This window comes from Salinicoccus hispanicus, assembly GCF_009831115.1.
GTDB classification, from domain to species: Bacteria; Bacillota; Bacilli; order Staphylococcales; family Salinicoccaceae; genus Salinicoccus; species Salinicoccus hispanicus.
The window spans coordinates 441222-466002 of sequence record NZ_WUUK01000003.1 but is presented as its reverse complement, the minus strand read 5'-3'; the positions used below and the strand labels follow the sequence as shown (position 1 = coordinate 466002).

Genomic DNA, 24781 nt, shown 5'->3' with positions numbered 1-24781 from the left:
TATGAATACCGGAAGAATCATGGCAATCTTTGAAAAGGATATAAAGGAATTCACGCGTAACATGATGCTTTTCACAACAATACTACTTCCTATTTTTCTGGCGTTCATGTACTCCCGCATGGGTGAGGAGGCGCTTCCGCCAATGCTCGTATATCTGATTGTCGGCGTCGCGTTCTCGGCAATACTGTGCAGCGGCATCATGACCATGATGGCCGAGGAGAATGAAAAGAGGACATTGAGAGGGCTGGTACAGTCACCTGCTTCGATGATGGATATCCTGATCGGTAAAAGTCTTGTCGTTATATTGATGACTGCAGCTTCTCTCACCCTTGCCTTCCTTATTATGAATACGGGGGTTGAGTGGTCCATCGCTACAATTGTCGGTCTAGTACTGCTTGCGCTGTTCTTCCTCAATGTCGGCATTGCAGTCGGGCTCACCGTCGATAGTGTGGCAACAACCTCGGTTTACTTGCTGCCTGTCATGTTCATATTCGGGTTTACACCGATGGTTGAATTGGTCGTGTCTGAACCCGACCACTTTGTAAGACAGATCGCTGATTACCTGCCACTCTACCAGAACATTGCTATTCATGAGGGTGAGACCGTCGTTCCCCTGCTCATTCTTGCCGTCTGGACACTGGTCAGTTTCCTCTATGTGGCATGGGCTTTCAGGAAGCGTATGAGTGATGAGAGGAAATAGATGTCCCAAAGTCATATTGTATCGTTCCGATTTATGATAAACTGATACAAAAATGACGGTATAATGGATGTGAAAGTATGCATTTTGAAACTGCACCAGCAAAAATCAATCTGACATTGGATACATTGTTCAAAAGGGAAGATGGCTACCATGAAGTGAACATGGTCATGACGACTGTCGACCTGAACGATCAGTTGTCTTTTGAGAAGAGGAATGATAAGAAGATCGTCATCGAGACGGAGCACCAGTATGTGCCTTCGGATCGGCGCAACCTGGCCTACCAGGCGGCGTCTCTGATGATCCGTACGTACGGCATCGATACTGGCGTTACCATTGTGATAGAAAAGAACATTCCCATCGCTGCAGGACTTGCAGGAGGTTCGGCAGATGCAGCCGCAACGTTCAGGGGCATCAATGCCCTGTATGACCTCGGCGTTGATATCAAAGAGCTGGCCGAACTATCCGGTCAGCTCGGTTCTGATATCCCATTTTGCGTATATGGGGGGACGGCATTGGCAACGGGCAGAGGTGAAAGGATCGAACATCTATGTAAACCTCCGAATGCCTGGGTGATTCTGGCCAAGCCGAAAGTGAATGTCTCTACAAAGACCATCTACCAGGCATTGCAGCCCGGCAAGAACCGCCCGGCTTCAGAGCATATGGTAGAAGCGATTGAAGCGGGCAACTACCCGATGATGATGAAACTGATGAAGAACGACCTTCAGGAAGTGACCATGAAAAAGCATCCTGACGTCAAAAAGCTCATTGATACGATGCTCGATAACGGTGCAGACGGTGCAATGATGAGTGGAAGCGGTCCTACAGTTTTTGGACTCACCCACAAAGAGCGGCAGGCGACACAACTTTATAATGCAATCAAAGGCTGCTGTCACGAAGTTTATAAAGTAAGATTGCTTGGATGATTGCTGAAAACCGAACTTTTATGGTAAAATCACTATATTAAATACGGTATCAGGAGTTATTTTATGAAATTCAAACGCAGTGAAAGGCTGGTCTTCATGACCCAGCACCTCACTTCCCATCCAAATCAGCTGATTCCTCTTACATATTTCGTAGACAAGTTTACACAGGCGAAATCATCAATCAGTGAAGACATCCGCATTATCAAGGATGTTTTTGAAAATGAAGGTATCGGCACTGTACAAACAACTGCCGGTGCGGGTGGCGGGGTAACATTCCAGCCGAAAATCAGCTATCAGCGGGCTGAAGAGATTGTCGGACACTTCATGGAAGTACTGAAAATGAAGGAGCGCCTACTTCCTGGTGGTTACCTCTACATGTCGGACATCATGGGCAACCCACACCTTATGAATGATATCGGCGAGCTGATTGCAACGATGTATGGTGATGAAACGATTGATGCGGTGGTCACAATCGCAACCAAAGGCATCTCGTTCGCAAATGCAGTAGCGAGAAAACTGAATGTGCCTGTAGCTGTCATCCGCAAGGATAACAAGGTGACGGAAGGTTCTACTGTCTCTGTCAACTATGTATCGGGATCGACGCGGAAGATTGAGACGATGGTCTTATCCAAGCGCACGCTGAAAGAAGGTTCCAAAGTGCTCGTCGTGGATGATTTCCTGCGCGCCGGGGGGTCGATCACAGGTGTGATCAATCTGATGGAGGAGTTTTCTGCAGAAGTGGTAGGAGTCAGTGTGCTTGTCGAGGCAAAGCAGGTGGAGAACCGCCGTTTCAATGACTACACCTCCTTGCTGAAAGTGTCGGAAATCGATGAATTCAACCAGTCCTTCCTAGTGGAAGAAGGCAACTGTTTAGAGTATATTGAAAATGGAAACGATAAATATAATTCATAGTCAGGGGAGTTCTATACAATGGAAGCCATCAATTCTTCAAAAGCACCAGAAGCACTTGGACCATATAGCCACGGCATGAAAGTGGGGAATATGTTCTATTCCTCAGGCCAGATTCCGCTCAATCTTGAAGGTGAGATCGTCTCTGACGATGTGCAGGAACAGACAAAGCAGGTAATGGAGAATGTCGGTCATGTCCTTGCAGCAGCAGGCATGGGCTATGGAAATATTGTCAAAACAACGATTTTCATCAGCAACATGAATGATTTCCCACTGATCAATGAAGTTTACGGCGGCTATTTTACGGGTAAACTACCAGCAAGATCATGTGTAGAAGTCAGTCGTTTACCGAAAGATGTGAAAGTGGAAATTGAAGTGATTGCATCTGAAACGAACGAATAGATTGGTTGGCTGAAGCAGTACACATACGATCCAACAATAATTATTATTGGGGGAACAAACGATGAAGATAACAGATGTTAGACTGCGGAAAGTAAATAACCAAGACACTCGAATGAAAGCACTGGCATCCATTACTTTTGAAGATGCATTTGTCATTCATGACCTCAGGGTCATCGAAGGAAACAATGGTCTGTTTGTAGCAATGCCGAGTAAAAGGACACCTGACGGGGAGTTCAGGGATATTGCCCACCCGATTCATTCCGACATGCGGCAGCATGTACAGGAAGAAGTGATGCGGGTATATGAAGAAACGGAAGATCCTGAACCACAGATAGAGAACGTGCCTGATACATCCGAAACGGTTGTCGACCCGTCGAAGGATGCTGTAAGCCAAGAAGACGCACAGTATCATCAGGAAGAATCAGAACAGGACAGCACTGAAGACAATAGATAGCGGCAGCCCGCAAAGCACATGCTTTGCGGGTTTTTTACGATGAAGAACTTTTCAGTTGCATCCGCTTACACCTTGAAACTCCCTCGCTTCTAAAATATAATTGGGTTAGTTATAAAATGGAGGTAGACTATGCAGACGAGAGCAATTATCCTTGCGGCCGGAAAAGGTACACGGATGAAGTCCGAGAAGTACAAGGTACTGCATGAAGTATGCGGTACACCAATGATCCAGCACGTCATCGGCAATTTGAGGGAAGCAGGAATTTCAGATATCTACGCAGTCCTTGGACATGGTTCTGAAACAGTCAGCAGCTACCTGGGTGGAAGTATACATACGACAATCCAGGAAGAACAGCTTGGCACAGCGCATGCAGTACGCCAATGGCAGGATACGCTTCGTGATAAGGACGGCCATACGATGGTCGTGTGCGGAGATACACCACTCATCAGTGATACGACGATACAGGCATTCATGCACTATCATCTTGAGACTGGATCGAAGGCCACTATTCTGTCTTCACGCACACAGATGCCATTCGGCTATGGCCGGATAGTGAGAAAGGAAAATGGTTCAGTCAAACGCATTGTCGAGGAGAAGGATGCGACTGATCTGGAGCGGGAGATCAAAGAGGTGAGTTCGGGGACGTTCATCTTTGATAACCGTACATTGTTTGAAGCACTCGAGCAGGTGGATAATAATAATGCACAGAACGAATACTATCTTCCCGATGTCATCTCCATCCTACGCGACCAGCGGGCGCGTGTGGAAGCATATGTGACACCTGACTTTGAAGAAACGCTCGGCATCAACGACAGAGTCGCTCTGGCCAATGCCGAGGAGGTCATGAGAAAACGCATCAATACGCTACATATGCAGAATGGCGTAACACTGATTCATCCAGATACGACGTATATCGATAAGGAAGTTGAAATCGGAAGCGATACGATCATCTATCCAGGTGCCATCATTCGCGGCAGGACGGAAATCGGTAAAAATGCAAGGATTTCCTCCGGTTCCGAAATCAAGGACTCCATTATCGGTGACGAAGTGGAGATCAGACAGTCTGTTGTTACGTCCTCAAAAGTGGGCAGAGGAACAAAGGTCGGACCATTCGCACAACTGAGGCCTGACTCTGAGCTTGGCGAAGAAGTGAAGATCGGCAACTTTGTCGAAGTCAAAAAATCCAAGCTCGAAAATGAAGCCAAGGTCTCCCATCTCAGCTATATCGGAGACGCCTCCATCGGCGCACGTTCCAACATCGGCTGCGGCACCATTACAGTAAACTATGACGGCAAGAACAAATTCAGGACGGAAATCGGACAGGATGCATTCATCGGGTGCAACTCGAATCTTGTGGCACCGGTAAAAGTCGGGGACCGATCCTTCATAGCTGCCGGCTCCACAATCACAGAAGAGGTGCCTGAAGACAGCCTCGCTATTGCTAGGAACAGGCAGACGACAAAAGACGGATACTACAAAAAAGATAATTAATGGAGGAAGAACATGTTAGCTTCTAGCAATCAGTACAAAAACTCAAACCTACGCCTTTTTTCCCTACAGGCCAATGAACCACTCGCGAGGGAAATCGCGGAACATATCGGAATTCCTCTCGGAAAATGCCAGGTCAAGCGGTTTTCTGACGAAGAGGTTCAGATCAACATAGAAGAGAGTGTCCGTGGATGCGATGTATTCGTTGTCCAGCCGACAAGCCAGCCGGTTAATGAACACCTCATGGAGCTACTGATCATGATAGATGCACTGAAACGTGCTTCTGCAGCGACAATCAATATCGTGATGCCCTATTATGGCTATGCACGCCAGGATAGGAAGAGCCGCTCACGCGAACCGATCACTGCAAAGCTTGTTGCGAACCTGATTGAAACAGCAGGTGCGGACCGTGTCATCTCCCTCGACCTCCATGCACCACAACTCCAAGGCTTCTTCGATATTCCAATCGATCATCTTATGGGTGTGCCGATTCTGAGTGACTACTTCCAGGACAACAAGGAATTCAACTTTGATGAAGTGGTAGTCGTCTCCCCGGATCATGGCGGTGTGACACGTGCACGTAAAATGGCGGATCGTCTGAAGACACCGATTGCGATCATCGATAAGCGGCGTCCGAAGCCGAATGTGGCAGAAGTGATGAACATAGTCGGTGAAATCGACGGACGTACCGCCATCATCATTGATGACATCATCGATACCGGCGGGACAATGAAGCTTGCGGCCCAGGCACTTCTGGATAAAGGGGCGAAGGAAGTCTATGCGTGCTGTACACACGCGGTCTTGTCAGGTCCTGCAATTTCCAGAATTGAAGAATCCGTCATCAAGGAGCTGGTAGTGACGAACTCCATCCAGCTGCCTGAAGAGAAGAAAAGCAGCAAAATTGTGGAACTTTCCGTAGGCGAGCTTATGGCCCAGGCCATCGTCCGTGTCTATGAAGAGGAGTCTGTAAGCATACTATTTGATAATTAATCCGGTCTCCAGCATGTTTTTTTTACAAACACACGGGTAGTATGCTATTATTATGCATGGCTATGTGTTAAATGAAGTAATGCAAAACTGTCCGTAAATGAAAGGTGGAAATATACCATGGCAAAATTGGCCTCAACGAATAGAGAAGGCAAAACAAAGCGTTCAGAAGTAACTGAACTGCGTGCAGCAGGCAAGATCCCTGCAATCGTATACGGCTATGAAGTAGATAATACTCCAGTCGCTGTAGACGAAAATGAATTCATCAAAGTCATCCGTGAAATTGGACGTAACGGTGTCATCGACCTTGATGTTTCCGGCAAAGCAGTAAAAGTAATGGTGACTGAGTATCAGTTCGATTCTCTTAAAAACCAGATTACACACATCGACTTCGTAGCAATCAACATGAAGTCCGAGGTTACAGTGGATGTAACAATAGAAGTAGTTGGAGAAGCTGCTGGCGTAGCAGAAGGCGGCGTGATTGAACACCCGATCTTCGAGGTATCCGTTACAGCAACACCGGATAACATTCCGGAATCCATCCAGGTCAATGTTGAAGAAATGCAGATCGGCGATACACTCTATGTATCCGATATCCGTTCCAAAGGCAACTTCACAATCGAGAATGAAGATGACGAAGCAATCGTTTCAGTCGTTCCACCTCAGGCAGAAGAGCCTGAAGAGGGCGAAGAAACTGAAGGCGCTGAAACTGAAGAGTCTGAAGAAGCAGCAGAAGGATCTGAGGAATCTTCCGACGAAGATAACAAAGACGAAGCGTAATATAAGCATGATCATGGCGGTGGATTTCCCATCGCCTTTTTTAACGTTGTATGAGGTGATGGAATGAAATGTGTGATTGGACTTGGAAATCCAGGGAAAAAGTATGATTATACGAGACATAATATCGGCTTCATGGTAATTGACCATATGGCGGATGCGCTCGGCATCGAGCTCTCCAGCAGAAAATTCAAATGTCTTTTCGGTGTAGGCTACTATAAAGGCCAAAGAGTAATGCTCATCAAGCCACAGACTTTCATGAATCTCAGTGGCGAAGGTGTACGTCCACTTCTTGACTACTATAAGATCGACGTCGATGACATCCTTGTCCTGTACGATGATCTGGACCTTCCTGTAGGCAGATTGCGTCTACGGAAAAAGGGGAGTGGCGGTGGCCATAACGGTATCAAATCGCTCAACCAGCACCTGAGTACCGAGAAGTATAAAAGGATAAGGATCGGTATAGACCGCCCGGCGCCCGGAGGTTCGATTCCCGGTTATGTGCTCGGCAGGTTTTCCAAAAGCGAACAGCCTGTAATTGAAAAAGTGGTCACACGTTCTTTCGAAGCCTCGACTGCGTTTCTGACGGAGCCGTTCGAAGAAGTGATGACGGAATATAACGGTGATGTAGATGAATGATAAAGTTTCGAAAAGAATACAGAATGATGAACGTTTTCTTGAAGTTGCCAATCATAAAGATTCACTGAACATGATGGTCACTGGAATCAATGATGATTTCAAGCCGGCTCTGCTGTATGAACTGGTACAATCTGAAGGACGGCCGGTCGTCCTATTTGTACAGAACAACCACCAGATGGAAAAATTGGCCGCTCCACTGATGGATATGATGGATAATGTCCATACATTCCCGGTTGGGGATATCATGATAGAGAATCATGCCAAACAGAGTCCTGAATTCATGAAAGCGCGGATGAGCAGTCTTTTTGCTCTGGCACATAATGAGCCAGGGCTATTTGTCGTACCGGTCCATGCGCTGCTGAAGCCGATGATGCCGAAAGACAAGCTGCTCAGCTTTGAAAAGACGATAGAGGTAGGCAGCGTACTCGAATACGACCAGTTCATCGAAGACCTGGTGAGTCTTGGCTATAGAAGGATGAATCAGGCGGTGCACTTCGGAGAGTTTGCAGTGCGTGGTGATATCATCGACGTCTATATGTCCGAGCAGCTGATCCGGATCGAGCTTTTTGATGATGAAGTGGACTCGCTGAGGTCGATCGATCCTGAAACCCAGCGTTCCATAGAGAATATCGACGCCTTCCAAATGAAACCGCATGCCGAATACATCATCGAACGGGATGAACGTGAAAGGCTGCTTAGTAGGATTGAACAGATGTATCAGGATACCAGAACCCATCTGGACCAGGCGTCCCAGGAGGCACTGGACGAATATTACGATACGGTGACCCATCCGGATCAGACATTCAATCATCTGGTCCACTACAGCCGGCTCCTCACCGACCGTGGCATCTCGATCATCGACTATATCACTGATGACCACCGTGTCATTGTTGACGAAGTGAAGAATATGGCGGCGGCCTACGAGTCAGAATTCAATTCGGTCAGCAGCTACTACGAATCGATGGTCGAAGCCGGGCGTATGTTCAAGGGCGGCGGCAATTTCCTCGAGGGTCAGTATGAACGATTACTGTCACTCAAAGGCAGCACCTATTTCAACCTGTTCACGAAAAGCATGCCGGTCGAGATCGGTCATATCGTAAAAATATCAGTCCGGCCGACTGAGGTCTACTACGGTCAATATGATATTCTTGCTTCGAACCTCAACAGGATGCTGAATGATGAATACATGATCAATCTGGTTCTGAGGGACGAAGATGAGATCGACAAGACACGTCAGCTGCTCGAAGATCTGAAGATTCCAAGCTACATCGAAGAAATTCCGGTGGATTCGGGGATTGTCCTGACCAAGGGTGTCTTGTCAAAAGGTTTTATTCTGCCATTCATGAAAGTGGCGGTCCTCGGTTCCAAGGAACTGTACAACAAGACATCACGCAAAAAGAAGCGGGCCAAAAAAATATCGAATGCAGAAAAGATCAAGTCATACCAGGAACTTAATGTTGGCGACTATATCGTCCATGTGCACCATGGGGTGGGCCGCTACCTCGGCATCGAAACGCTCGAGATCAGCGGCATCCACAATGACTATATGAAGCTGCAGTATAAAGGCACGGACCAGCTCTATATTCCGGTCGATCAGATGAACCTCGTGCAGAAATATATTTCCAGTGATGATGGACAGCCGAAGATGCATAAGCTTGGCGGTACGGACTGGAAGAAGACGAAAGCGAAGGTTGAAGCCAACGTCAATGAAATCGCGGATGAACTGATAAAACTCTATCAGGAGAGAAGTCAGGCTGAAGGGTTTGCCTTTTCGATGGATACGGATATGCAGAGTTCATTCGAAGAGCGGTTCCCTTATGAACCGACACCCGACCAGGTGGCTTCGGTCGGTGAAATCAAAAAAGATATGGAGTCACTGCAGCCGATGGATCGTCTGCTCTGTGGTGATGTGGGGTATGGTAAGACGGAAGTGGCCATACGGGCAGCCTTCAAAGCTGTACAGGATGGTAAGCAGGTGGCATTTCTCGTGCCGACGACCATACTTGCAGCACAGCACTATGAAAGCCTGATCGAACGGATTGAGGATTTCCCTGTCAATGTCGACATGATGAGCCGTTTCAGAACAGCAGGTCAGCTGAAGAAAACGAAAGAAGGTCTGAAAAAGGGGACCGTCGATATCGTAGTCGGTACACACAAGGTGCTGGCAAAGGATCTCGAGTTCAAGGATCTCGGCTTGCTGGTTGTCGATGAGGAGCAGCGCTTCGGGGTCAGGCATAAGGAGAAGATCAAGCAGCTGAAGACGAATGTGGACGTGCTGACCTTGACGGCGACACCGATCCCAAGAACACTGCACATGAGCCTCTCCGGTGTGAGGGATCTATCCGTCATCGAAACGCCGCCTGAAAACCGCTTCCCGGTCCAGACCTACGTGCTCGAGTACCAGGGTGATTTTGTCCGTGAGGCAATAGAACGTGAACTGGCACGTGATGGCCAGGTCTTCTATCTGCACAACCGGGTGGATACAATCTATCAGAAAAAAGCCCATGTCGAAGCGATGGTGCCGGATGCTGAAGTGGGCGTCATGCATGCCAAGATGAATGAAAAGGAAATCGAGGAGACGATGCTTGCTTTCGTCAACGGAGAATACGATGTGCTGGTGACGACGACCATCATCGAGACGGGTGTTGATGTACCGAATGCGAATACACTGATCATCGAGGATGCAGACCGCTTCGGACTGAGCCAGCTGTACCAGCTGCGTGGACGTGTCGGCCGAAGCAACCGCATCAGCTATGCCTATCTCTTCCACCAGCCGGACAAGGTGCTGACCGAAGTCGCAGAGAAGCGTCTTGAAGCAATCAAGGAATATACGGAACTCGGCAGCGGCTTCAAGATTGCGATGCGTGATCTCAATATCCGCGGTGCCGGCAATCTGCTCGGCAAGCACCAGTCCGGTTTCATCGACTCGGTCGGCTACGAGCTCTATTCCGAAATGCTCGAGACGGCAGTCAAGGAGAAGCAGGGTCTTGAACCTGAGCCGGAACCGGTCAACATACCGATTGATGTTACACTGGATGCCTATATACCTGCATCCTATATTTCACATGAGCAATCCAAGATCGATATATACAAACGACTGAGAAAAGCGGAGTCGATTGATGTCATACGCGATATACAGGATGAGCTGCTGGATCGTTTCGGAGAATATCCGGTCGAAGTGGAACGACTGCTTCAGCTCGTACGTATCAAAGTCTTCGCATTGATGTTCGGCATCTACCACGTCAAAGAGGACAGCCGCAACTTCTATCTGCAAGTCTCAAGGAAAGCGACCGGGCAGATCGATGGTGAGAAGCTGTTCAACGATACACAGGACTATGGACGCATCATGAAGATATCCGTACAGGATGGCGAAATGCTGATCACAATCCGGAACAAGGATGTCAATCAGCTTGTCGATATTCTTGAAGCGGTACAGAACAGCAGAATGGAGGAAGTGCTATGAAACGTATAGAAGTGATCGGGCTTGGAAGTTCGGATCTGGATCAGATGCCGCTTGGTGTATGGCGGCGCCTCGAGCAGGCCGGACGCATATACCTGCGCACCGAAGACCACCCCGCAGTGTCGGCTCTGAGAGAGAATGGCACCGAACTGATCAATCTGGATGATGTATATGAACAGCATGAGACATTTGAAGGCACGTATCATGCGATAGTGGACAGACTCATCGCGGCGGCGGAGCATGAAGATGTACTCTATGCGGTGCCGGGCCACCCGCTGTTCTATGAAACGACGACCGAGCTGCTGCTCGAACATCAGCAGAAAGGCGAGTTGGAAGTATCGATATCCGGCGGGCAAAGCTTTATCGACGCAGTCATTGCTGCTGTGAGAGTGCCTGTAAATGAAGGCTTCCAGGTGCTGGACGGCATGAATTTCAATGTGCGGGATCTTGACTATCACCAGCACACCCTGGTCACCCAGGTCTATGACCAGTACAGTCTCGGAGAGGTCAAGCTGTCACTGCTCGAATACTATCCGCCTGAAACCGAGGTGAAGATTGTCGATGCTGCAGGCAGTGACCATGAACAGATCGCAAGTCGACCGCTGCATGAAATCGATCATCTGGGCATTCAGAGCAACCTGCTCTGCCTCTATATTCCTAAAGTAGAAGATGCACGCATGTCACAGCGAGACATACACTACATGACAGAAGTATTCGATACACTCGTCGGTGAAAATGGGTGTCCATGGGACAAGATGCAGACGCATGAATCAATCGAACGTCATCTCCTTGAAGAGGCGTATGAAGTGATTGAAGCCATCGAAAAGCAGGATGACGAAGGAATCGTCGAGGAGCTTGGAGATATTCTTCTGCAGGTCGCGCTTCACAGCGCCATCGGCAAGAAGGACGGATATTTTGATTTCTTCGATGTGCTCGACAGTGTGACTGCGAAAGTCGTCAGACGCCATCCGCATGTATTCGGCGACGCCTCTGTGGAGTCGCTTGATGACCTCGATCGTGTATGGTCAGAAGCGAAGGCGAAAGAAGGCAAGAAGGAAAAGATAAAGTATGAAAAAGCCTATGGCGACATTGTACTGGGATGGATGAAAGAGACCATCCATGAAGGAAAGCCATTGGAAGAAATTCTGAAAGAGAGGGGGCGGAAAAATGAGACTTGATAAATTTCTTAAAGTGTCCAGAGTGATCAAAAGACGGACGCTGGCCAAGGAGATCAGTGATGATGGCCGTGTGAAGGTCAACGACAGGGCAGCAAAAGCAGGAACGGACCTTTCAGTCGGTGACATCGTGGAGATCGAATTCGGCAGGAAGATCGTCACGCTTGAAGTGGTACAGCTCGAGGCACATGCCCGCAAGGAAGATGCAGAACGCATGTACAAAGTGATAAAAGAACAGAAAATTGAAAAGGATACCAGTTTTCTCTAGTAAACAGCGTGCTTATGGTGTATTTTATAGATAGACAACGGACAGATTGAAGGTGTTGAGCCGTGAGCAAGGTAGTCAAGGTCATCAATAATTACACTAGCAGGCGCGAAAAGGAAAAGAAGGCTAAACAGAATGAAAACCGTGCAGCGAAGAAACGGACTTTATTGTTCGGCAGCATGCTGCTGGTAGTAGTGGGTATTCTGCTCATTGCTGCTTTTAATCAGAAAAACCAGAATCAGCTACTTCATGAAGAACTGGTCCAGGCACAGGTTGTACTGGATGAGCGCGCAGATGAAGCGAAAGATCTGGAACAGCAGATCAAACAATTGAACGATGATAACTATATTACGCGAATTGCGAGAAGCGAATTCTTCCTCTCTGAAGAAGGGGAGATTGTGTTTAATCTTGCTGACTCAAAAGAGCAGGAAGAGAAGCCTGAAAAAAATGAAAACGAGGAATAATCATTACAATATGTAATGATTATTTTTCTTTTTAATGATATGATAAGAAAAGATTAAATGATAATTGGGAGGATAATATATAAAGATGTCAGTCGAAGTGGGCAGTAAAGTAAAAGGGAAAGTCACGGGTATTAAGAATTTCGGAGCATTTGTAGAGCTTCCGGGAGGAAAGACAGGGCTCGTTCACATCAGTGAGGTTGCAGATCAGTATGTAGAGGATATCAATGAGCACCTTAGTGTAGGAGAAGAGGTAGAAGTCAAGGTCCTGACCGTTGGGGATGACGGCAAGATCAGTCTGTCCATCAAGAAAGCCAAAGAACAAAAACCTAAGCCGAAACCACGTAAAGACCCATCTCCGGAAGACTTTGAAAAGAAACTTTCAAGCTTCCTGAAAGACAGCGAAGATCGTATGTCAACAATAAAGAGGCAGGCCGAATCACGTCGTGGTGGACGAGGCAAAAAATAAATAGACACACAGACGATTCCAGTAATCGTCTTATTTTATTTTCTGAGAAGGATGGTAGTATGGAACTCTTCACCCCTTGGGAGCGGGAGGAAAAGATTGCGCTCGCAATTTCGGGCGGAGTGGATTCCATGGTCCTGTACCACCTGCTGGACACGGTATATAAAGAGACTTATGATACGCTCATTCTGCTTCATGTAAATCATGGGCAGCGGGCGGCTTCGACCGATGAGGCAAAATACATCATGGGCATGGCACAGCGGGATGGCCGGCTGTGTGAAACAGCGGTGCTTGATATTCCACATGGTGAGTTCAGCCAGGAAAGTGCCCGGGAAGCCCGGTACGATTTCTTTGATGAGATGATGGATAAGCACGGTGCAGCGATGCTGCTTACCGGACATCATCTGGATGACCAGTACGAAACCATCCTTCATGCTCTGCTTACGGGACGCCATCTGCCCGGGAAGATGGGGATTCCGGCACGGAGGCATATGCCGGGATACACGATTGTCCGTCCGATGATTGATGCAGGGCGTAGAGAGATAACGAGCTATGCCAGAAAGCACGATGTCGCCTATTTCGAGGATGAAACAAATATCCGGACCGACTATACAAGGAATTACATCCGTCATCGGCTTATGCCGCCGATCAGGGAGAGTCGGCACCTCCAAGCGCGCCAGCTGCTCCGTGTGCAGCAGGATATGGATGATGTCGATGATATATTGAAAGACCGGGCGAACGCATTTCTGGCGCATTACGAAGGAAGCATTGACCGGCAAGCCTTCAATATGGAAAAACGCATCGTCAGGCTATATATTCTAAAGGTTTGGCTGGCACAGCAAGGTGAGGCGCCGAGACGCCGTCATATCGACGCCGTCCTGGACGCCATCGCCTCCGATATTGCGAATGCATCCTTTGAGATGGGTGAAACGAGAATCGTCATTTCATATGGTCATGTTCTAAAGAAACAGGGCAAGGGTGAAAAAATGGAGATGCTCAAAGTGGATGGTGATGGTGCCTACCATTTCAACGGCTATACGATTACAGTGCGCATGGATGCAGACTGCTACCCGTTGACGGTGCGGACAAAAACCGAGGGTGACCGGATGAATATTCCCGGCACAGGTACAAAGAAGCTGTCGCGTATTTTCATCGACAGCAAGATACCAGCGGATGAGCGTGAACTGCTGCCTGTTGTTGTGGATAAAAACCGTCAAATTATTGCACTGGGTGAAATTTATAATATAATGGATAGCAAGGAAAAGAACCGTCGATTAATTATTGAAAAGGAGTTTACGAATGAGCCTGAGAAATGATATTAGCGAGATTGTGCTGTCTGAAGAAGAAATTCAGAACATAGCAGAACGGCTCGGCAAGAAAATCACTGAAGACTATGAAGGGAAGACGCCAATACTGGTCGGCCTCCTGAAAGGTTCCATCATGTTCATGGGAGACCTGATCAAGTACATAGATACGCATCTGGAGATAGATTTCATGGATGTTTCAAGCTATGTCGGAACAAAATCTTCCGGTGAAGTAAAAATTCTGAAAGATCTTTCCACCTCAGTGGATGGGCGTCATGTGCTTGTAGTGGAAGACATCATAGAGACCGGCACAACATTGAACTCGATCATTGATCTGATCGAATACAGAAATGCAGCTTCGCTTGAGATAGTGACGCTGCTGGATAAGCCGATAAACAGAGAGCTTGAAGTTGATGTAAAGTATATAGGAACGGAAATACCTGATGGTTTCGTTGTCGGATACGGACTGGATTTCGATGAAAAATATCGTAACCTGCCGTATATCGGACTATTGAAGCCTGAGCTCTACCAGTAAGACAAAACAGTGGAATAACTTTGTGAAATTATGGTATTATTTCTCTTAGTCGTATTAGAAATGGAGGTTTACGGATGCCTAAAAATGTAGGCCGTAACATTTTACTGATATTAATCCTATCAGTCATCATGTTTGGTATATTTCAAAGTTTCAATGGCAACTCAGCTCTTGAAGAGGAACTCCAATATGGTGAATTCCTCGAGGAACTGGATGCCGGTAACATAGAAGAACTCATGATACAGCCGGAACAGAACGTCTATCTTGTTGAAGGTCGACTGGCTGGACAGGATGAACAGGAATCCTTTACTTCCGTGATTCCGTATAACAGCACTGAAGACCTTGACCAGATTCTGAATACAGCAAGAGCTCAGGAAGGCCTGAATTTCTCGATTGAACCTGCAGAGGAACAGAGCCCTTGGACGAGCATGCTGTTCACGTTCATTCCATTGCTGCTCATCCTCTTCCTCTTCCTGTTCCTGATGAGTCAGGCACAAGGCGGCGGTGGCGGCGGTGGCCGTGTGATGAACTTCGGTAAGAGTAAAGCGAAGCTCTATGACCAGAGCAAGAAGAAAGTCCGTTTCGAAGATGTTGCAGGAGCGGACGAAGAGAAGCAGGAACTTATCGAAGTAGTCGATTTCCTGAAAGATCCGCGCCGTTTTGATCGCATCGGTGCAAAAATACCTAAAGGTGTGCTGCTTGTCGGCCCGCCGGGTACAGGTAAAACATTGATCGCAAAAGCGGTAGCTGGAGAAGCGGGTGTGCCATTCTTCTCCATCAGTGGTTCCGACTTTGTTGAGATGTTTGTCGGTGTCGGTGCTTCCCGTGTGCGTGATCTGTTTGAGAATGCCAAGAAGAATGCACCATGTATCATCTTCATTGATGAGATTGATGCTGTTGGGCGTCAGCGTGGTGCAGGTGTCGGTGGGGGCCACGATGAGCGTGAGCAGACACTGAACCAGCTGCTTGTAGAAATGGATGGCTTCGGAGAAAACGAAGGCATCATCATGATTGCAGCAACAAACAGGCCTGATATTCTTGACCCGGCGCTGCTGCGTCCAGGTCGTTTTGACAGACAGATTCCGGTCGGTCGTCCTGATGTCAAAGGTCGTGAAGCAGTGCTTAAAGTACACGCTAAAAACAAGCCGTTCGATGATACCGTTGATCTGGCTGCGCTTGCTGCAAGAACACCAGGCTTCTCAGGTGCAGATCTTGAAAACCTGCTGAATGAAGCGGCACTTGTCGCTGCCAGACAGGAAAAATCGAAGATCGATATGCGTGATGTGGACGAGGCGACGGACAGGGTCATTGCCGGACCGGCGAAGAAGAGCCGCGTCATCTCGAAGAAAGAGCGTAATATCGTAGCGTACCATGAAGCAGGACACACCATCATCGGCATGGTGCTGGATGATGCCGACATGGTCCACAAAGTGACGATTGTGCCACGTGGTCAGGCCGGCGGCTATGCAGTAATGCTCCCTAAAGAAGACCGTTACTTCATGACGAAGCCTGAGCTTGAAGACAAGATCGTCGGACTTCTCGGTGGTCGTGTATCCGAAGAAATCACATTCGGTGAAGTTTCCACAGGTGCACACAACGACTTCCAGAGATCTACAGGCATTGCACGCAGCATGGTGACGGAATATGGTATGAGTGAAAAACTTGGACCGTTGCAGTTCGGAGATTCCAATGGCCAGGTATTCCTTGGCAAGGACATGCAATCCGACTCGAACTATTCCGACAGCATCGCCTACGAAATCGATCAGGAGATGCAGAATATCATCAAGTCGCAGTATGAACGCTGCCGTCAGATTCTGACTGAACATCAGGAGCAGCTCAACCTGATTGCGGAGACGCTGCTTGAAGTGGAGACGCTCGACCGCGAACAGATCGAAGGACTCTTCCATAATGGCAAATTGCCTGAGCGTAATTATGACGACAGCCATGAAGACGAAGCGGACGAAAAAATCGGCCCATCCTTTGAAGAGGTTAAAGAAGAAGCGAACAGGCGCTCTGAAGCAGACCCTGCTGAAGAAGCGGAAAAAGAAGAAACATCCCGTTTTGTTGAACCTGGCGACCAGCCGGTTGAACAGAGGGGATACCCACAGGAAGATCGACCTCTCGATGGACAGAGAGAAAGAGAGCAGCAGTGGGAAGAAGATAACCGAAGAAACTGATGCCAAGTCGCCTACGGGCGACTTTTGGTCATTTATAAGGAGGAATTCCAGTGGATCGTCTGATCAGAGGAATTGGAATGAATGATGAAATACGTATCTTTTCTGTAGATACAACAGATACAGTAAATGAGGCAGTAAGCAGACATGGCGCCTATCCGACGGCCGCGGCCGCCCTTGGCCGCTCGATGACGGCAGGCCTGATGATGGGCACGATGCTCAAGAATGAAGAGAAGGTGACAGTTACCATCCAGGGTGGTGGCCCGATTGGTGCGATTGTCGTCGACAGCAATGCAAAAGGGAATGTCCGCGGATATCTTGGCAACCCGAAGGTTCATTTCCCGCTCAATGATATTGGAAAACTCGATGTCAGACGTGCTGTCGGTACAGATGGATTTCTGAGTGTTGCCAAGGATATCGGACTGAAGGAGCATTTTACAGGCTCGACGGAAATCGTATCGGGTGAAATCGGAGAAGACTTCTCCTACTATTTCTATGCCAGTGAGCAGATTCCGTCCATCGTTGCGCTCGGTGTTCTGGTGAACCCGGATAATACAATCAAAGCTTCAGGCGGGTTCATCATACAAGTACTGCCCGGTGCGAGTGATGAGACGATTGAATATCTCGACGCACGTGCAAAAGAGATGACACCTGTATCAAAATTGATTGAACAGGGGCTTTCTCCTGAAGATATCATCAATGAAGCAATAGGTGAGGAGAACTGGAGATCACTCGATGAAATGCCGGTTCATTTCGAATGCAACTGCTCGAAGGACAGGTTCCTGAATGCTATTGCGTCACTTGATCCGTCCGAAATCATTACCATGATACAGGAAGATGGCGGCGCGGAAGCGGATTGTCATTTCTGTCGCAATAAAGTATGGATCGAGAAGGAAGAGCTGCAGGAACTCATCGCCCATTAGAATTGATTTCTGACAATGGAAATGGTATATTATCCATAGTAACTAAGTAGGGATGAAGGAGACTGGTATGAGCAAACTTTATAATAGCATTACAGAAGTGATTGGTAACACGCCACTTGTGAAGCTTAATAACCTGACAGATGATAGCATGGCCGACATTTACGTAAAGTTGGAATTCATGAATCCCGGAAGCTCAGTCAAGGACCGTATTGCGCTTTCCATGATCGAGCGCGCTGAAAAAGAAGGTGTCCTCACTGCAGATACGACAATCATAGAACCGACGAGCGGTAACACCGGCATCGGCCTGGCGATGGTCGCAGCAAGCAAAGGCTACAAGACCGTACTTGTCATGCCGGATACGATGAGCAAGGAGCGACGCAACCTGCTCAAGGCGTATGGTGCAGAACTGATTCTGACTCCAGGTGCCGAAGGCATGAAGGGTGCAATCAAAAAAGCCGAAGAGCTTGTTGAGAAGAACGGCTATTTCATGCCGCAGCAGTTTGAAAATATGGCAAACCCTGAAATCCATGAGAAAACGACGGGGCAGGAACTCGTCAAACAGACTGAAGGACTGGACGTTGCAGGATTTGTTTCAGGCATCGGTACAGGCGGTACCATTTCCGGTGCCGGCAAGGTGCTGAGGGAACAATATCCAAATCTGAAGATCTATGCAGTGGAACCTGAGGATTCTCCTATCCTGAGTGGTGGAGAACCAGGACCGCATAAACTGCAGGGACTTGGAGCAGGCTTCGTACCAAAAACCCTCAACACGGAAATATATGATGAAGTCATTCAGATCGGCAATGAAGAAGCAATGGAATGGGCACGTGAACTGGCAGCGAAGGAAGGTATCCTTGGAGGTATTTCTTCCGGTGCAGCAGTCAAGGCAAGCCTTGAAGTGGCGAAGAAGCTCGGCAAAGGCAAGAGTGTCGTCACAGTGCTGCCGTCCAATGGTGAAAGGTACCTGTCCACACCACTATTCAACTTTGAAGGCTGATAGATTATGCGGAGACCATATCCCCGAGGGGGGATATGGTTTTTTATTTTCCATGGTGGAGGCTTATGCTTCGTTATCCATACATGTTATAATATTGCTATTCTTATGGAATAGAGGGATAGTATGAAGCGACTTCAGATCATGGGCATACTGAACGTGACACCGGACTCTTTCAGTGATGGTGGCAGATACCATTCTGTGGAGGATGCGGTGGAACAGGCGGAACAGATGGCTTGGGAGGGCGCAGATATCATCGATGTCGGCGGCTATTCCACGCGTCCCGGCCATAGTGAGGTCAGTACAGAAGAGGAAATCAGCCGTGTCGTTCCTGTCATTGAAGCGATTCGTCATATCGGTCCGGATATTTCAGTGGACACTTTCCGTGGGGCAGTGGCAAGACGGGCAGTGGAAGCAGGCGCAACGATGATCAACGACCAGTGGCGGGGTACATATGATGAAACGATCCTTGATGTGGCGAGAGACTACAATGTGCCGATATTCCTCATGCACAATAATACCCATGCCACATACAATGACGTCGTGGTGGATATGATTGAAGAACTGATGGCCTCTGTGGCACTGGCCGAATCCCATGGTGTCCCGCGTGAGAACATATGGCTCGACCCAGGCATCGGTTTCGTCAAGTCGCGTAGCGAGGAGCTGGCAGTGATGCACCGCCTGGAAGACCTCGTAGCAACAGGCTACCCGGTGCTGCTCGCAACGAGCCGGAAGCGTATGATCAGGGAGTTGATCGACCAGGAGACCACGGCCACAGAACGTGATGAGGCGACAGCAGCCACGACCATCTATGGTATCGACAAGGGCATCAGTGGGGTTCGAGTACATAATGTCGCGCTCAACCGCAAGCTCGCTGACGCCTATATGAAGCTCAAGGAGGATTTCGATGGATAATATCAGAATCAATGGGATCAAAACATACGCATATCATGGCGTCCTTGAAGCGGAGCGTGTGCTTGGACAGTTTTTCATTACTGATGTCGTCATGTATCTGGATCTGTCCGATGCTTCCAGGACCGATAACCTGACCGAGACTGTCCATTACGGCGAAGCGTACCATATGATCGAGAAAATCATCAAAGGGGAGCCGGTCGATCTTATCGAGCATCTTGCAGAAAAGGTATCGATGGCGCTGTTTGACCAGTATGATAAAATAGTAGGGACAGAAGTGACAATCACTAAAATAAACCCTCCTATAGAGGGTAATTATGATAACGTCAGTATTACATTGAATAGAAAGCGGGAAGATTAATGGCGGTTGTATATTTGGGACTTGGAAGTAACCTGGGAGATCGCAGGGAGAACCTCGAATCTGCCATACACAGGCTTGAAGACCACGAATCCATCGAAGTGGTCAGACGCTCATCCATCCTTGAGACAGCACCCTATGGGAAAACGGACCAGCCGGATTTCATGAATATGTGCATCATGATTGAAACGCGTGTCTCTCCTCTGGACCTTCTTGAAATCGTCCTCTCTGTTGAACATGACATGGGACGTGTCCGTAAGGAAGTATGGGGGCCACGTACAATCGATATAGACATACTGCTCTATGAGGATCTGGAGCTGTCCCTCGATGATCTGTGCATCCCTCATGCAGAGATGCACAATCGTGCTTTTGTTCTTGAACCGCTTTCGGAAATTGCAGGAGATGCCATACATCCCGGATTCGGCAAGACAATCGAAACACTGAGGCAGGATCTGGAGACGGGAAAAGCGAACAGTTAAGAGCCTTCCGGTGTCGCTGGATGGCAAAGTGATTGAAGCCCTTCAAGGATAAGCGAAGAACTTGAAAAACAACTGATAGTATAGGAGAGAAAATCATTGAGTGAAGAAATAAATGACCAGATAGCAGTCAGAAGAGAAAAAATGCAGCAGCTCATCGATCTAGGTATCGATCCATTTGGCGAGAAATTTGAACGTACATCCTACACGGATGCCCTCAAGGAATCATGGGATTCATTTTCCAAGGAGGAACTTGCAGGTAAGGAAGCGGAATCCGGAACAGTCATTGCAGGCCGTCTGATGACGAAACGGGGCAAGGGCAAGGCAGGATTTGCCCATATCCAGGACATCCGGGGACAGATTCAGCTTTATGTACGTAAGGACCAGGTCGGCGACGCGGCATTTGATATTTGGAACCAGGCGGATCTTGGCGACATCGTCGGAGTCAAAGGTGTCATGTTCAAAACCAATACGGGGGAACTCTCCGTCAAAGCACAGGAATTCACACTGCTGACAAAGGCATTGCGTCCACTGCCGGATAAATATCATGGTCTGAAGGACGTGGAGGAGCGCTATCGCAAACGCTATCTCGACCTGATTACAAGTGAAGACTCCAAAGATACATTCATCAAGCGCAGTCGGATCATCCAGGAGATGCGCAATTATCTGAACCAGCGCGGGTTCCTCGAAGTGGAGACACCGATGATGCATACCATTGCAGGCGGAGCACAGGCCCGTCCATTCGTCACGCACCATAACGCACTCGACATGGAACTCTTCATGCGCATTGCGATCGAGCTCCACTTGAAACGCCTGATTGTCGGTGGACTGGAGAAGGTCTATGAAATCGGCCGTGTATTCAGAAACGAAGGTGTATCCACACGCCACAATCCTGAATTTACGATGATCGAGCTCTATGAAGCCTACGCTGACTTCCACGATATCATGGACCTGACGGAAGAAATGGTGGCGCACATCGCCAAGCATGTCAATGGCACGACAGTCGTCGAATACGGTGGGGAAGAGATCGATCTGACACCACAGTGGAAACGCGTGCACATGGTGGATGCAGTCAAGGAGCAGACAGGAGTCGACTTCTATGAAGTCAAATCCGACGCGGAAGCTCATGCACTTGCGAAAGAACATGGCATCGAAGTGAACAGCACAATGAAGTATGGTCACATTCTGAATGAATTCTTCGAGCAGAAAGTAGAAGAGACACTCATCCAGCCGACATTCATCTTCGGGCATCCGATTGAAATTTCTCCGCTTGCGAAACAGAATCCGGAAGACCCGAGATTCACGGACCGTTTCGAGCTGTTCATCGTCGGTCGGGAGCATGCAAATGCATTTACAGAGCTCAATGACCCGATTGATCAGAGACAGCGTTTTGAAGCTCAGGTTGCCGAGAAGGAAGCGGGTAACGACGAAGCGCATGAAATGGACGAGGACTTCCTCGAATCACTCGAATACGGTATGCCGCCGACAGGTGGACTCGGTATCGGTATCGATCGTCTCATCATGCTGCTGACGGATTCTGCATCCATCCGTGACGTTCTGCTGTTCCCTTATATGAGGCAAAAATAATCATTATATATAATAATACACCCGGAAAAGGGTTCGGGTGTATTATTTCCATTTTAAAATTAGGATGTTTGTTGACTTTATGCTGAAATATAGTATTATATATAACAGTCGTTGTTAAACAACTCGCCCTATCTCAGGAGAATTAGCTCAGCTGGGAGAGCATCTGCCTTACAAGCAGAGGGTCGGCGGTTCGAACCCGTCATTCTCCACCATTTATAAACTTGGTGATTCAGCCGGTCTAGCTCAATTGGCAGAGCAACTGACTTGTAATCAGTAGGTTGGGGGTTCGATTCCTCTGGCCGGCACCATCTGATTAGACTCAGGAGCCAGTTGACAGAACAACAGTAATCATCGGAGGGTAAACCTCTATATTAATATATGCGGGTGTGGCGGAATTGGCAGACGCGCTAGAATCAGGATCTAGTGCCTTTATCGGCGTGGGGGTTCGAGTCCCTTCACCCGCATCATATATTTAATTTCATATTCAAACGCGGAAGTAGTTCAGTGGTAGAACATCACCTTGCCAAGGTGGGGGTCGCGGGTTCGAATCCCGTCTTCCGCTCCATTATTTATTTTAAACGGTGGATACCGTTTTTATTTTTTTCATGCGCCCGTAGCTCAATTGGATAGAGCGTTTGACTACGGATCAAGAGGCTAGGGGTTCGACTCCTCTCGGGCGCGCTCAGTAATTTACGGGAAGTAGCTCAGCTTGGTAGAGCACTTGGTTTGGGACCAAGGGGTCGCAGGTTCGAATCCTGTCTTCCCGACTCTTATTCTAATATTTTTTTCATCTTATGATGGGGGCTTAGCTCAGCTGGGAGAGCGCCTGCTTTGCACGCAGGAGGTCAGCGGTTCGATCCCGCTAGTCTCCACTTTTTTAATTTGAATACATAATGAGGGCCTATAGCTCAGCTGGTTAGAGCGCACGCCTGATAAGCGTGAGGTCGGTGGTTCGAGTCCACTTAGGCCCACTCAAAAGACATGGAAATATCCATGTCTTTTTTTCATGTCTTGAAACAGTCATGTCCTTCCTTGCATTTCTGCATCTTCCAGAAATGCATCAAGAATGTGCCTGATCTCCTCCATATCCTTCTCCCCGATGCCAATGACGACGGTATTTTCCAGGTTTCCATCATTGGCATAGCTGTTGCCATGTACAAGACCATGCTTGTGAGCAATTTCCTGAAGGTCGGTTCCAGGTATTCTGAGCATGAAATGCATACCGGTATGGTCGCCGTATATTTCCACATCGTGAGATGCTTTGAGCCATTCCGTAATATCCGCCATCTTCTTCTTGTAGATCTTCCGCATCCGGTTGATGTGGCGGTTCAGATAGCCTTGTTCCATGAAGCGGGCAACGATATGCTGCATCTGCCGGGGGACGTTGCAGGAAAGAGCTTTCTGGTAGTAGCGCTCTGCCAGTGTGGCAGGCAGCACCATGCACGATAGCCTCAATGAAGGATAGAGCGACTTCGAGAATGTACTCATATAGATTGTACGGTCGTTCTGGTCGAGCCCCTGCAGTGAAGGCAATGGGCGGCCGGTGTATCTGAACTCACTATCGTAGTCATCCTCGATGATGTAGTGCTCCCGGGTGCTTGCATGGTTCAGCAGCTGGATACGCTTTTGCAGTGACATGACAGCACCACTCGGAAACTGGTGCGACGGTGTCACATGGATGACGGGGTTGTCCAGTGCTTCAACTGTATCAATATCGATTCCATCCACCTCAACCGGTGCAAAATCCATGCCGCTATCGAGACGGTCGAGCACTCTCCGTATGATAGGATACCCCGGATCTTCTATGGTCATCTTCGGATGACCCAGCAAATAAAGGACCTGCTCGAGCAGAAATTCAGTGGAAGGGCCGATGAATATCTGATCCACCGCGCATGTGACACCACGATTGATATGAAGGTAGTGTCTGAGCTGTTCTTTCAGTACCGTTTCTCCGCTGTCATCTCCTTTATTCAGCAGTTCCGGATCGGCATGGACATCCCGGGCAATCTGTTTGAGGACATCACTTTGGACGAGTGTCGTATCGATGGTACCGAGCGGCAGTGTATATTCCTTCTCCTTCGGACGTCGGATTTCAGGCTGGGCGGGACTGTCTGTCTGCTTCAGCTGTTCAATGACAGAGACGTAGAACCCGCTCTTCTCCCGGCTGTAGATCAGATCTTCATCCAGAAGCAGATGATAGGCATGTTCGACAGTTGTCTGGCTGATGGAAAGGTCCGACTGCAGTTGACGTTTGCTCGGCAATTTTTCATCACTGGCCAATGAACCGTCCAGTATCTGTCCCCTGAGCACATTATATAGTTGTTCAAAAAGGGGTGTCTCCGATTGTCTGTCTAGAGTAATGAGCATTATCTGACCTCCTTAAATGATTCCAAACTGATACTTTCGGGTAATCAG

The 24781-nt window shown here is 48.3% G+C and carries 24 protein-coding genes and 8 tRNA genes; 31 read left to right on the top strand and 1 reads right to left on the bottom strand.

Annotated elements, in window-relative coordinates; translation table 11 throughout:
• The first annotated feature begins 1 nt into the window (after nucleotide 1).
• From GQ671_RS09735 to GQ671_RS09585, 31 genes are all read left to right on the top strand, one after another.
• Nucleotides 2-700 carry an ABC transporter permease gene (locus tag GQ671_RS09735; RefSeq protein WP_160656258.1) on the top strand — a complete coding sequence of 233 codons (699 nt, stop codon included), beginning with the start codon at nucleotides 2-4 and terminating at the stop codon, nucleotides 698-700.
• A 77-nt stretch (nucleotides 701-777) separates the two neighbouring features.
• Nucleotides 778-1623 (top strand): 4-(cytidine 5'-diphospho)-2-C-methyl-D-erythritol kinase, encoded by an 846-nt coding sequence (ispE, locus tag GQ671_RS09730; protein ID WP_160656255.1) that lies wholly within the window; start codon nucleotides 778-780, stop codon nucleotides 1621-1623.
• A gap of 63 nt (nucleotides 1624-1686) precedes the next feature.
• A complete protein-coding gene (gene purR, locus GQ671_RS09725) occupies nucleotides 1687-2535 on the top strand; it encodes a pur operon repressor (protein ID WP_160656252.1) in 849 nt (282 codons plus the stop codon).
• An 18-nt stretch (nucleotides 2536-2553) separates the two neighbouring features.
• Nucleotides 2554-2934 carry a RidA family protein gene (locus GQ671_RS09720; RefSeq protein ID WP_160656249.1) on the top strand — a complete coding sequence of 127 codons (381 nt, stop codon included), beginning with the start codon at nucleotides 2554-2556 and terminating at the stop codon, nucleotides 2932-2934.
• A 61-nt stretch (nucleotides 2935-2995) separates the two neighbouring features.
• Nucleotides 2996-3388 (top strand): septation regulator SpoVG, encoded by a 393-nt coding sequence (spoVG, locus tag GQ671_RS09715; RefSeq protein ID WP_246153225.1) that lies wholly within the window; start codon nucleotides 2996-2998, stop codon nucleotides 3386-3388.
• A 129-nt stretch (nucleotides 3389-3517) separates the two neighbouring features.
• A complete protein-coding gene (gene glmU, locus GQ671_RS09710; protein WP_160656245.1) occupies nucleotides 3518-4879 on the top strand; it encodes a bifunctional UDP-N-acetylglucosamine diphosphorylase/glucosamine-1-phosphate N-acetyltransferase GlmU in 1362 nt (453 codons plus the stop codon).
• A 12-nt stretch (nucleotides 4880-4891) separates the two neighbouring features.
• Nucleotides 4892-5866 carry a ribose-phosphate diphosphokinase gene (locus tag GQ671_RS09705; RefSeq protein WP_160656242.1) on the top strand — a complete coding sequence of 325 codons (975 nt, stop codon included), beginning with the start codon at nucleotides 4892-4894 and terminating at the stop codon, nucleotides 5864-5866.
• Between the two features lie 117 nt (nucleotides 5867-5983).
• Nucleotides 5984-6643: a 50S ribosomal protein L25/general stress protein Ctc gene (locus GQ671_RS09700; protein ID WP_160656239.1), complete on the top strand. Its 660-nt coding sequence runs from the start codon at nucleotides 5984-5986 to the stop codon at nucleotides 6641-6643.
• Between the two features lie 63 nt (nucleotides 6644-6706).
• A complete protein-coding gene (gene pth, locus GQ671_RS09695) occupies nucleotides 6707-7279 on the top strand; it encodes an aminoacyl-tRNA hydrolase (RefSeq protein WP_160656236.1) in 573 nt (190 codons plus the stop codon).
• Nucleotides 7272-10742 (top strand): transcription-repair coupling factor, encoded by a 3471-nt coding sequence (gene mfd / locus GQ671_RS09690; RefSeq protein ID WP_160656233.1) that lies wholly within the window; start codon nucleotides 7272-7274, stop codon nucleotides 10740-10742. The genes pth and mfd overlap by 8 nt, the downstream gene beginning before the upstream one ends.
• The gene (locus GQ671_RS09685) at nucleotides 10739-11917 is read left to right on the top strand and encodes a MazG nucleotide pyrophosphohydrolase domain-containing protein (RefSeq protein ID WP_160656230.1); all 1179 of its coding nucleotides are present in this window, start codon (nucleotides 10739-10741) and stop codon (nucleotides 11915-11917) included. The genes mfd and GQ671_RS09685 overlap by 4 nt, the downstream gene beginning before the upstream one ends.
• Complete coding sequence (locus tag GQ671_RS09680) at nucleotides 11907-12182, top strand: RNA-binding S4 domain-containing protein (protein WP_160656227.1); 276 nt, start codon at nucleotides 11907-11909, stop codon at nucleotides 12180-12182. The genes GQ671_RS09685 and GQ671_RS09680 overlap by 11 nt, the downstream gene beginning before the upstream one ends.
• A 62-nt stretch (nucleotides 12183-12244) precedes the next feature.
• Nucleotides 12245-12643 (top strand): septum formation initiator family protein, encoded by a 399-nt coding sequence (locus GQ671_RS09675; RefSeq protein WP_160656225.1) that lies wholly within the window; start codon nucleotides 12245-12247, stop codon nucleotides 12641-12643.
• An 85-nt stretch (nucleotides 12644-12728) separates the two neighbouring features.
• Entirely contained in the window at nucleotides 12729-13109 is a 381-nt protein-coding gene (locus GQ671_RS09670) for a S1 domain-containing RNA-binding protein (protein WP_160656222.1), read from the top strand.
• Nucleotides 13110-13168: 59 nt separating this feature from the next.
• Complete coding sequence (gene tilS / locus GQ671_RS09665) at nucleotides 13169-14422, top strand: tRNA lysidine(34) synthetase TilS (RefSeq protein ID WP_160656219.1); 1254 nt, start codon at nucleotides 13169-13171, stop codon at nucleotides 14420-14422.
• On the top strand, nucleotides 14412-14945 hold the full coding sequence (gene hpt / locus GQ671_RS09660) for a hypoxanthine phosphoribosyltransferase (RefSeq protein ID WP_160656398.1): 534 nt from the start codon (nucleotides 14412-14414) through the stop codon (nucleotides 14943-14945). The genes tilS and hpt overlap by 11 nt, the downstream gene beginning before the upstream one ends.
• Nucleotides 14946-15019: 74 nt before the next feature.
• Nucleotides 15020-17119, top strand: coding sequence for an ATP-dependent zinc metalloprotease FtsH (ftsH, locus tag GQ671_RS09655; RefSeq protein ID WP_211364908.1), 2100 nt, complete (start codon nucleotides 15020-15022; stop codon nucleotides 17117-17119).
• A 44-nt stretch (nucleotides 17120-17163) separates the two neighbouring features.
• A complete protein-coding gene (hslO, locus tag GQ671_RS09650) occupies nucleotides 17164-18039 on the top strand; it encodes an Hsp33 family molecular chaperone HslO (protein WP_380645460.1) in 876 nt (291 codons plus the stop codon).
• A 67-nt stretch (nucleotides 18040-18106) separates the two neighbouring features.
• On the top strand, nucleotides 18107-19036 hold the full coding sequence (cysK, locus tag GQ671_RS09645) for a cysteine synthase A (RefSeq protein ID WP_160656213.1): 930 nt from the start codon (nucleotides 18107-18109) through the stop codon (nucleotides 19034-19036).
• A 123-nt stretch (nucleotides 19037-19159) separates the two neighbouring features.
• Entirely contained in the window at nucleotides 19160-19948 is a 789-nt protein-coding gene (folP, locus tag GQ671_RS09640) for a dihydropteroate synthase (RefSeq protein ID WP_160656211.1), read from the top strand.
• Entirely contained in the window at nucleotides 19941-20306 is a 366-nt protein-coding gene (folB, locus tag GQ671_RS09635) for a dihydroneopterin aldolase (RefSeq protein WP_160656208.1), read from the top strand. The genes folP and folB overlap by 8 nt, the downstream gene beginning before the upstream one ends.
• Nucleotides 20306-20782 carry a 2-amino-4-hydroxy-6-hydroxymethyldihydropteridine diphosphokinase gene (gene folK / locus GQ671_RS09630; RefSeq protein ID WP_160656205.1) on the top strand — a complete coding sequence of 159 codons (477 nt, stop codon included), beginning with the start codon at nucleotides 20306-20308 and terminating at the stop codon, nucleotides 20780-20782. Before folB ends, folK begins: the two co-directional genes overlap by 1 nt.
• Before the next feature lie 96 nt (nucleotides 20783-20878).
• Nucleotides 20879-22366, top strand: a complete 1488-nt coding sequence (gene lysS / locus GQ671_RS09625; protein WP_160656202.1) for a lysine--tRNA ligase — start codon at nucleotides 20879-20881, stop codon at nucleotides 22364-22366.
• Nucleotides 22367-22502: 136 nt separating this feature from the next.
• A tRNA-Val gene (locus tag GQ671_RS09620) sits at nucleotides 22503-22578 on the top strand.
• 20 nt (nucleotides 22579-22598) lie between these two features.
• Nucleotides 22599-22674 (top strand) — tRNA-Thr (locus GQ671_RS09615).
• 72 nt (nucleotides 22675-22746) lie between these two features.
• Nucleotides 22747-22830: transfer RNA gene (locus tag GQ671_RS09610), tRNA-Leu, on the top strand.
• A gap of 26 nt (nucleotides 22831-22856) precedes the next feature.
• Nucleotides 22857-22931 (top strand) — tRNA-Gly (locus GQ671_RS09605).
• A 42-nt stretch (nucleotides 22932-22973) separates the two neighbouring features.
• Nucleotides 22974-23047: transfer RNA gene (locus GQ671_RS09600), tRNA-Arg, on the top strand.
• 12 nt (nucleotides 23048-23059) lie between these two features.
• Nucleotides 23060-23133, top strand: a tRNA-Pro gene (locus tag GQ671_RS09595).
• 32 nt (nucleotides 23134-23165) lie between these two features.
• A tRNA-Ala gene (locus GQ671_RS09590) sits at nucleotides 23166-23238 on the top strand.
• A 25-nt stretch (nucleotides 23239-23263) separates the two neighbouring features.
• Nucleotides 23264-23337: transfer RNA gene (locus tag GQ671_RS09585), tRNA-Ile, on the top strand.
• Between the two features lie 49 nt (nucleotides 23338-23386).
• On the opposite strand, the gene pdxR is transcribed toward GQ671_RS09585, so the two are convergent.
• Nucleotides 23387-24733: a MocR-like pyridoxine biosynthesis transcription factor PdxR gene (gene pdxR, locus GQ671_RS09580; protein WP_160656199.1), complete on the bottom strand. Its 1347-nt coding sequence runs from the start codon at nucleotides 24731-24733 to the stop codon at nucleotides 23387-23389.
• Nucleotides 24734-24781 lie beyond the last annotated feature (48 nt).

What these genes read in the sequence shown, in the direction of transcription:
- GQ671_RS09735 (WP_160656258.1), top strand. Translation starts at nt 2, where the DNA reads ATGAATACCGGAAGAATCATGGCAATCTTTGAAAAGGATATAAAGGAA.
- ispE (WP_160656255.1), top strand. Translation starts at nt 778, where the DNA reads ATGCATTTTGAAACTGCACCAGCAAAAATCAATCTGACATTGGATACA.
- purR (WP_160656252.1), top strand. Translation starts at nt 1,687, where the DNA reads ATGAAATTCAAACGCAGTGAAAGGCTGGTCTTCATGACCCAGCACCTC.
- GQ671_RS09720 (WP_160656249.1), top strand. Translation starts at nt 2,554, where the DNA reads ATGGAAGCCATCAATTCTTCAAAAGCACCAGAAGCACTTGGACCATAT.
- spoVG (WP_246153225.1), top strand. Translation starts at nt 2,996, where the DNA reads ATGAAGATAACAGATGTTAGACTGCGGAAAGTAAATAACCAAGACACT.
- glmU (WP_160656245.1), top strand. Translation starts at nt 3,518, where the DNA reads ATGCAGACGAGAGCAATTATCCTTGCGGCCGGAAAAGGTACACGGATG.
- GQ671_RS09705 (WP_160656242.1), top strand. Translation starts at nt 4,892, where the DNA reads ATGTTAGCTTCTAGCAATCAGTACAAAAACTCAAACCTACGCCTTTTT.
- GQ671_RS09700 (WP_160656239.1), top strand. Translation starts at nt 5,984, where the DNA reads ATGGCAAAATTGGCCTCAACGAATAGAGAAGGCAAAACAAAGCGTTCA.
- pth (WP_160656236.1), top strand. Translation starts at nt 6,707, where the DNA reads ATGAAATGTGTGATTGGACTTGGAAATCCAGGGAAAAAGTATGATTAT.
- mfd (WP_160656233.1), top strand. Translation starts at nt 7,272, where the DNA reads ATGAATGATAAAGTTTCGAAAAGAATACAGAATGATGAACGTTTTCTT.
- GQ671_RS09685 (WP_160656230.1), top strand. Translation starts at nt 10,739, where the DNA reads ATGAAACGTATAGAAGTGATCGGGCTTGGAAGTTCGGATCTGGATCAG.
- GQ671_RS09680 (WP_160656227.1), top strand. Translation starts at nt 11,907, where the DNA reads ATGAGACTTGATAAATTTCTTAAAGTGTCCAGAGTGATCAAAAGACGG.
- GQ671_RS09670 (WP_160656222.1), top strand. Translation starts at nt 12,729, where the DNA reads ATGTCAGTCGAAGTGGGCAGTAAAGTAAAAGGGAAAGTCACGGGTATT.
- tilS (WP_160656219.1), top strand. Translation starts at nt 13,169, where the DNA reads ATGGAACTCTTCACCCCTTGGGAGCGGGAGGAAAAGATTGCGCTCGCA.
- ftsH (WP_211364908.1), top strand. Translation starts at nt 15,020, where the DNA reads ATGCCTAAAAATGTAGGCCGTAACATTTTACTGATATTAATCCTATCA.
- cysK (WP_160656213.1), top strand. Translation starts at nt 18,107, where the DNA reads ATGAGCAAACTTTATAATAGCATTACAGAAGTGATTGGTAACACGCCA.
- folP (WP_160656211.1), top strand. Translation starts at nt 19,160, where the DNA reads ATGAAGCGACTTCAGATCATGGGCATACTGAACGTGACACCGGACTCT.
- folB (WP_160656208.1), top strand. Translation starts at nt 19,941, where the DNA reads ATGGATAATATCAGAATCAATGGGATCAAAACATACGCATATCATGGC.
- folK (WP_160656205.1), top strand. Translation starts at nt 20,306, where the DNA reads ATGGCGGTTGTATATTTGGGACTTGGAAGTAACCTGGGAGATCGCAGG.
- pdxR (WP_160656199.1), bottom strand. Translation starts at nt 24,733, where the DNA reads ATGCTCATTACTCTAGACAGACAATCGGAGACACCCCTTTTTGAACAA.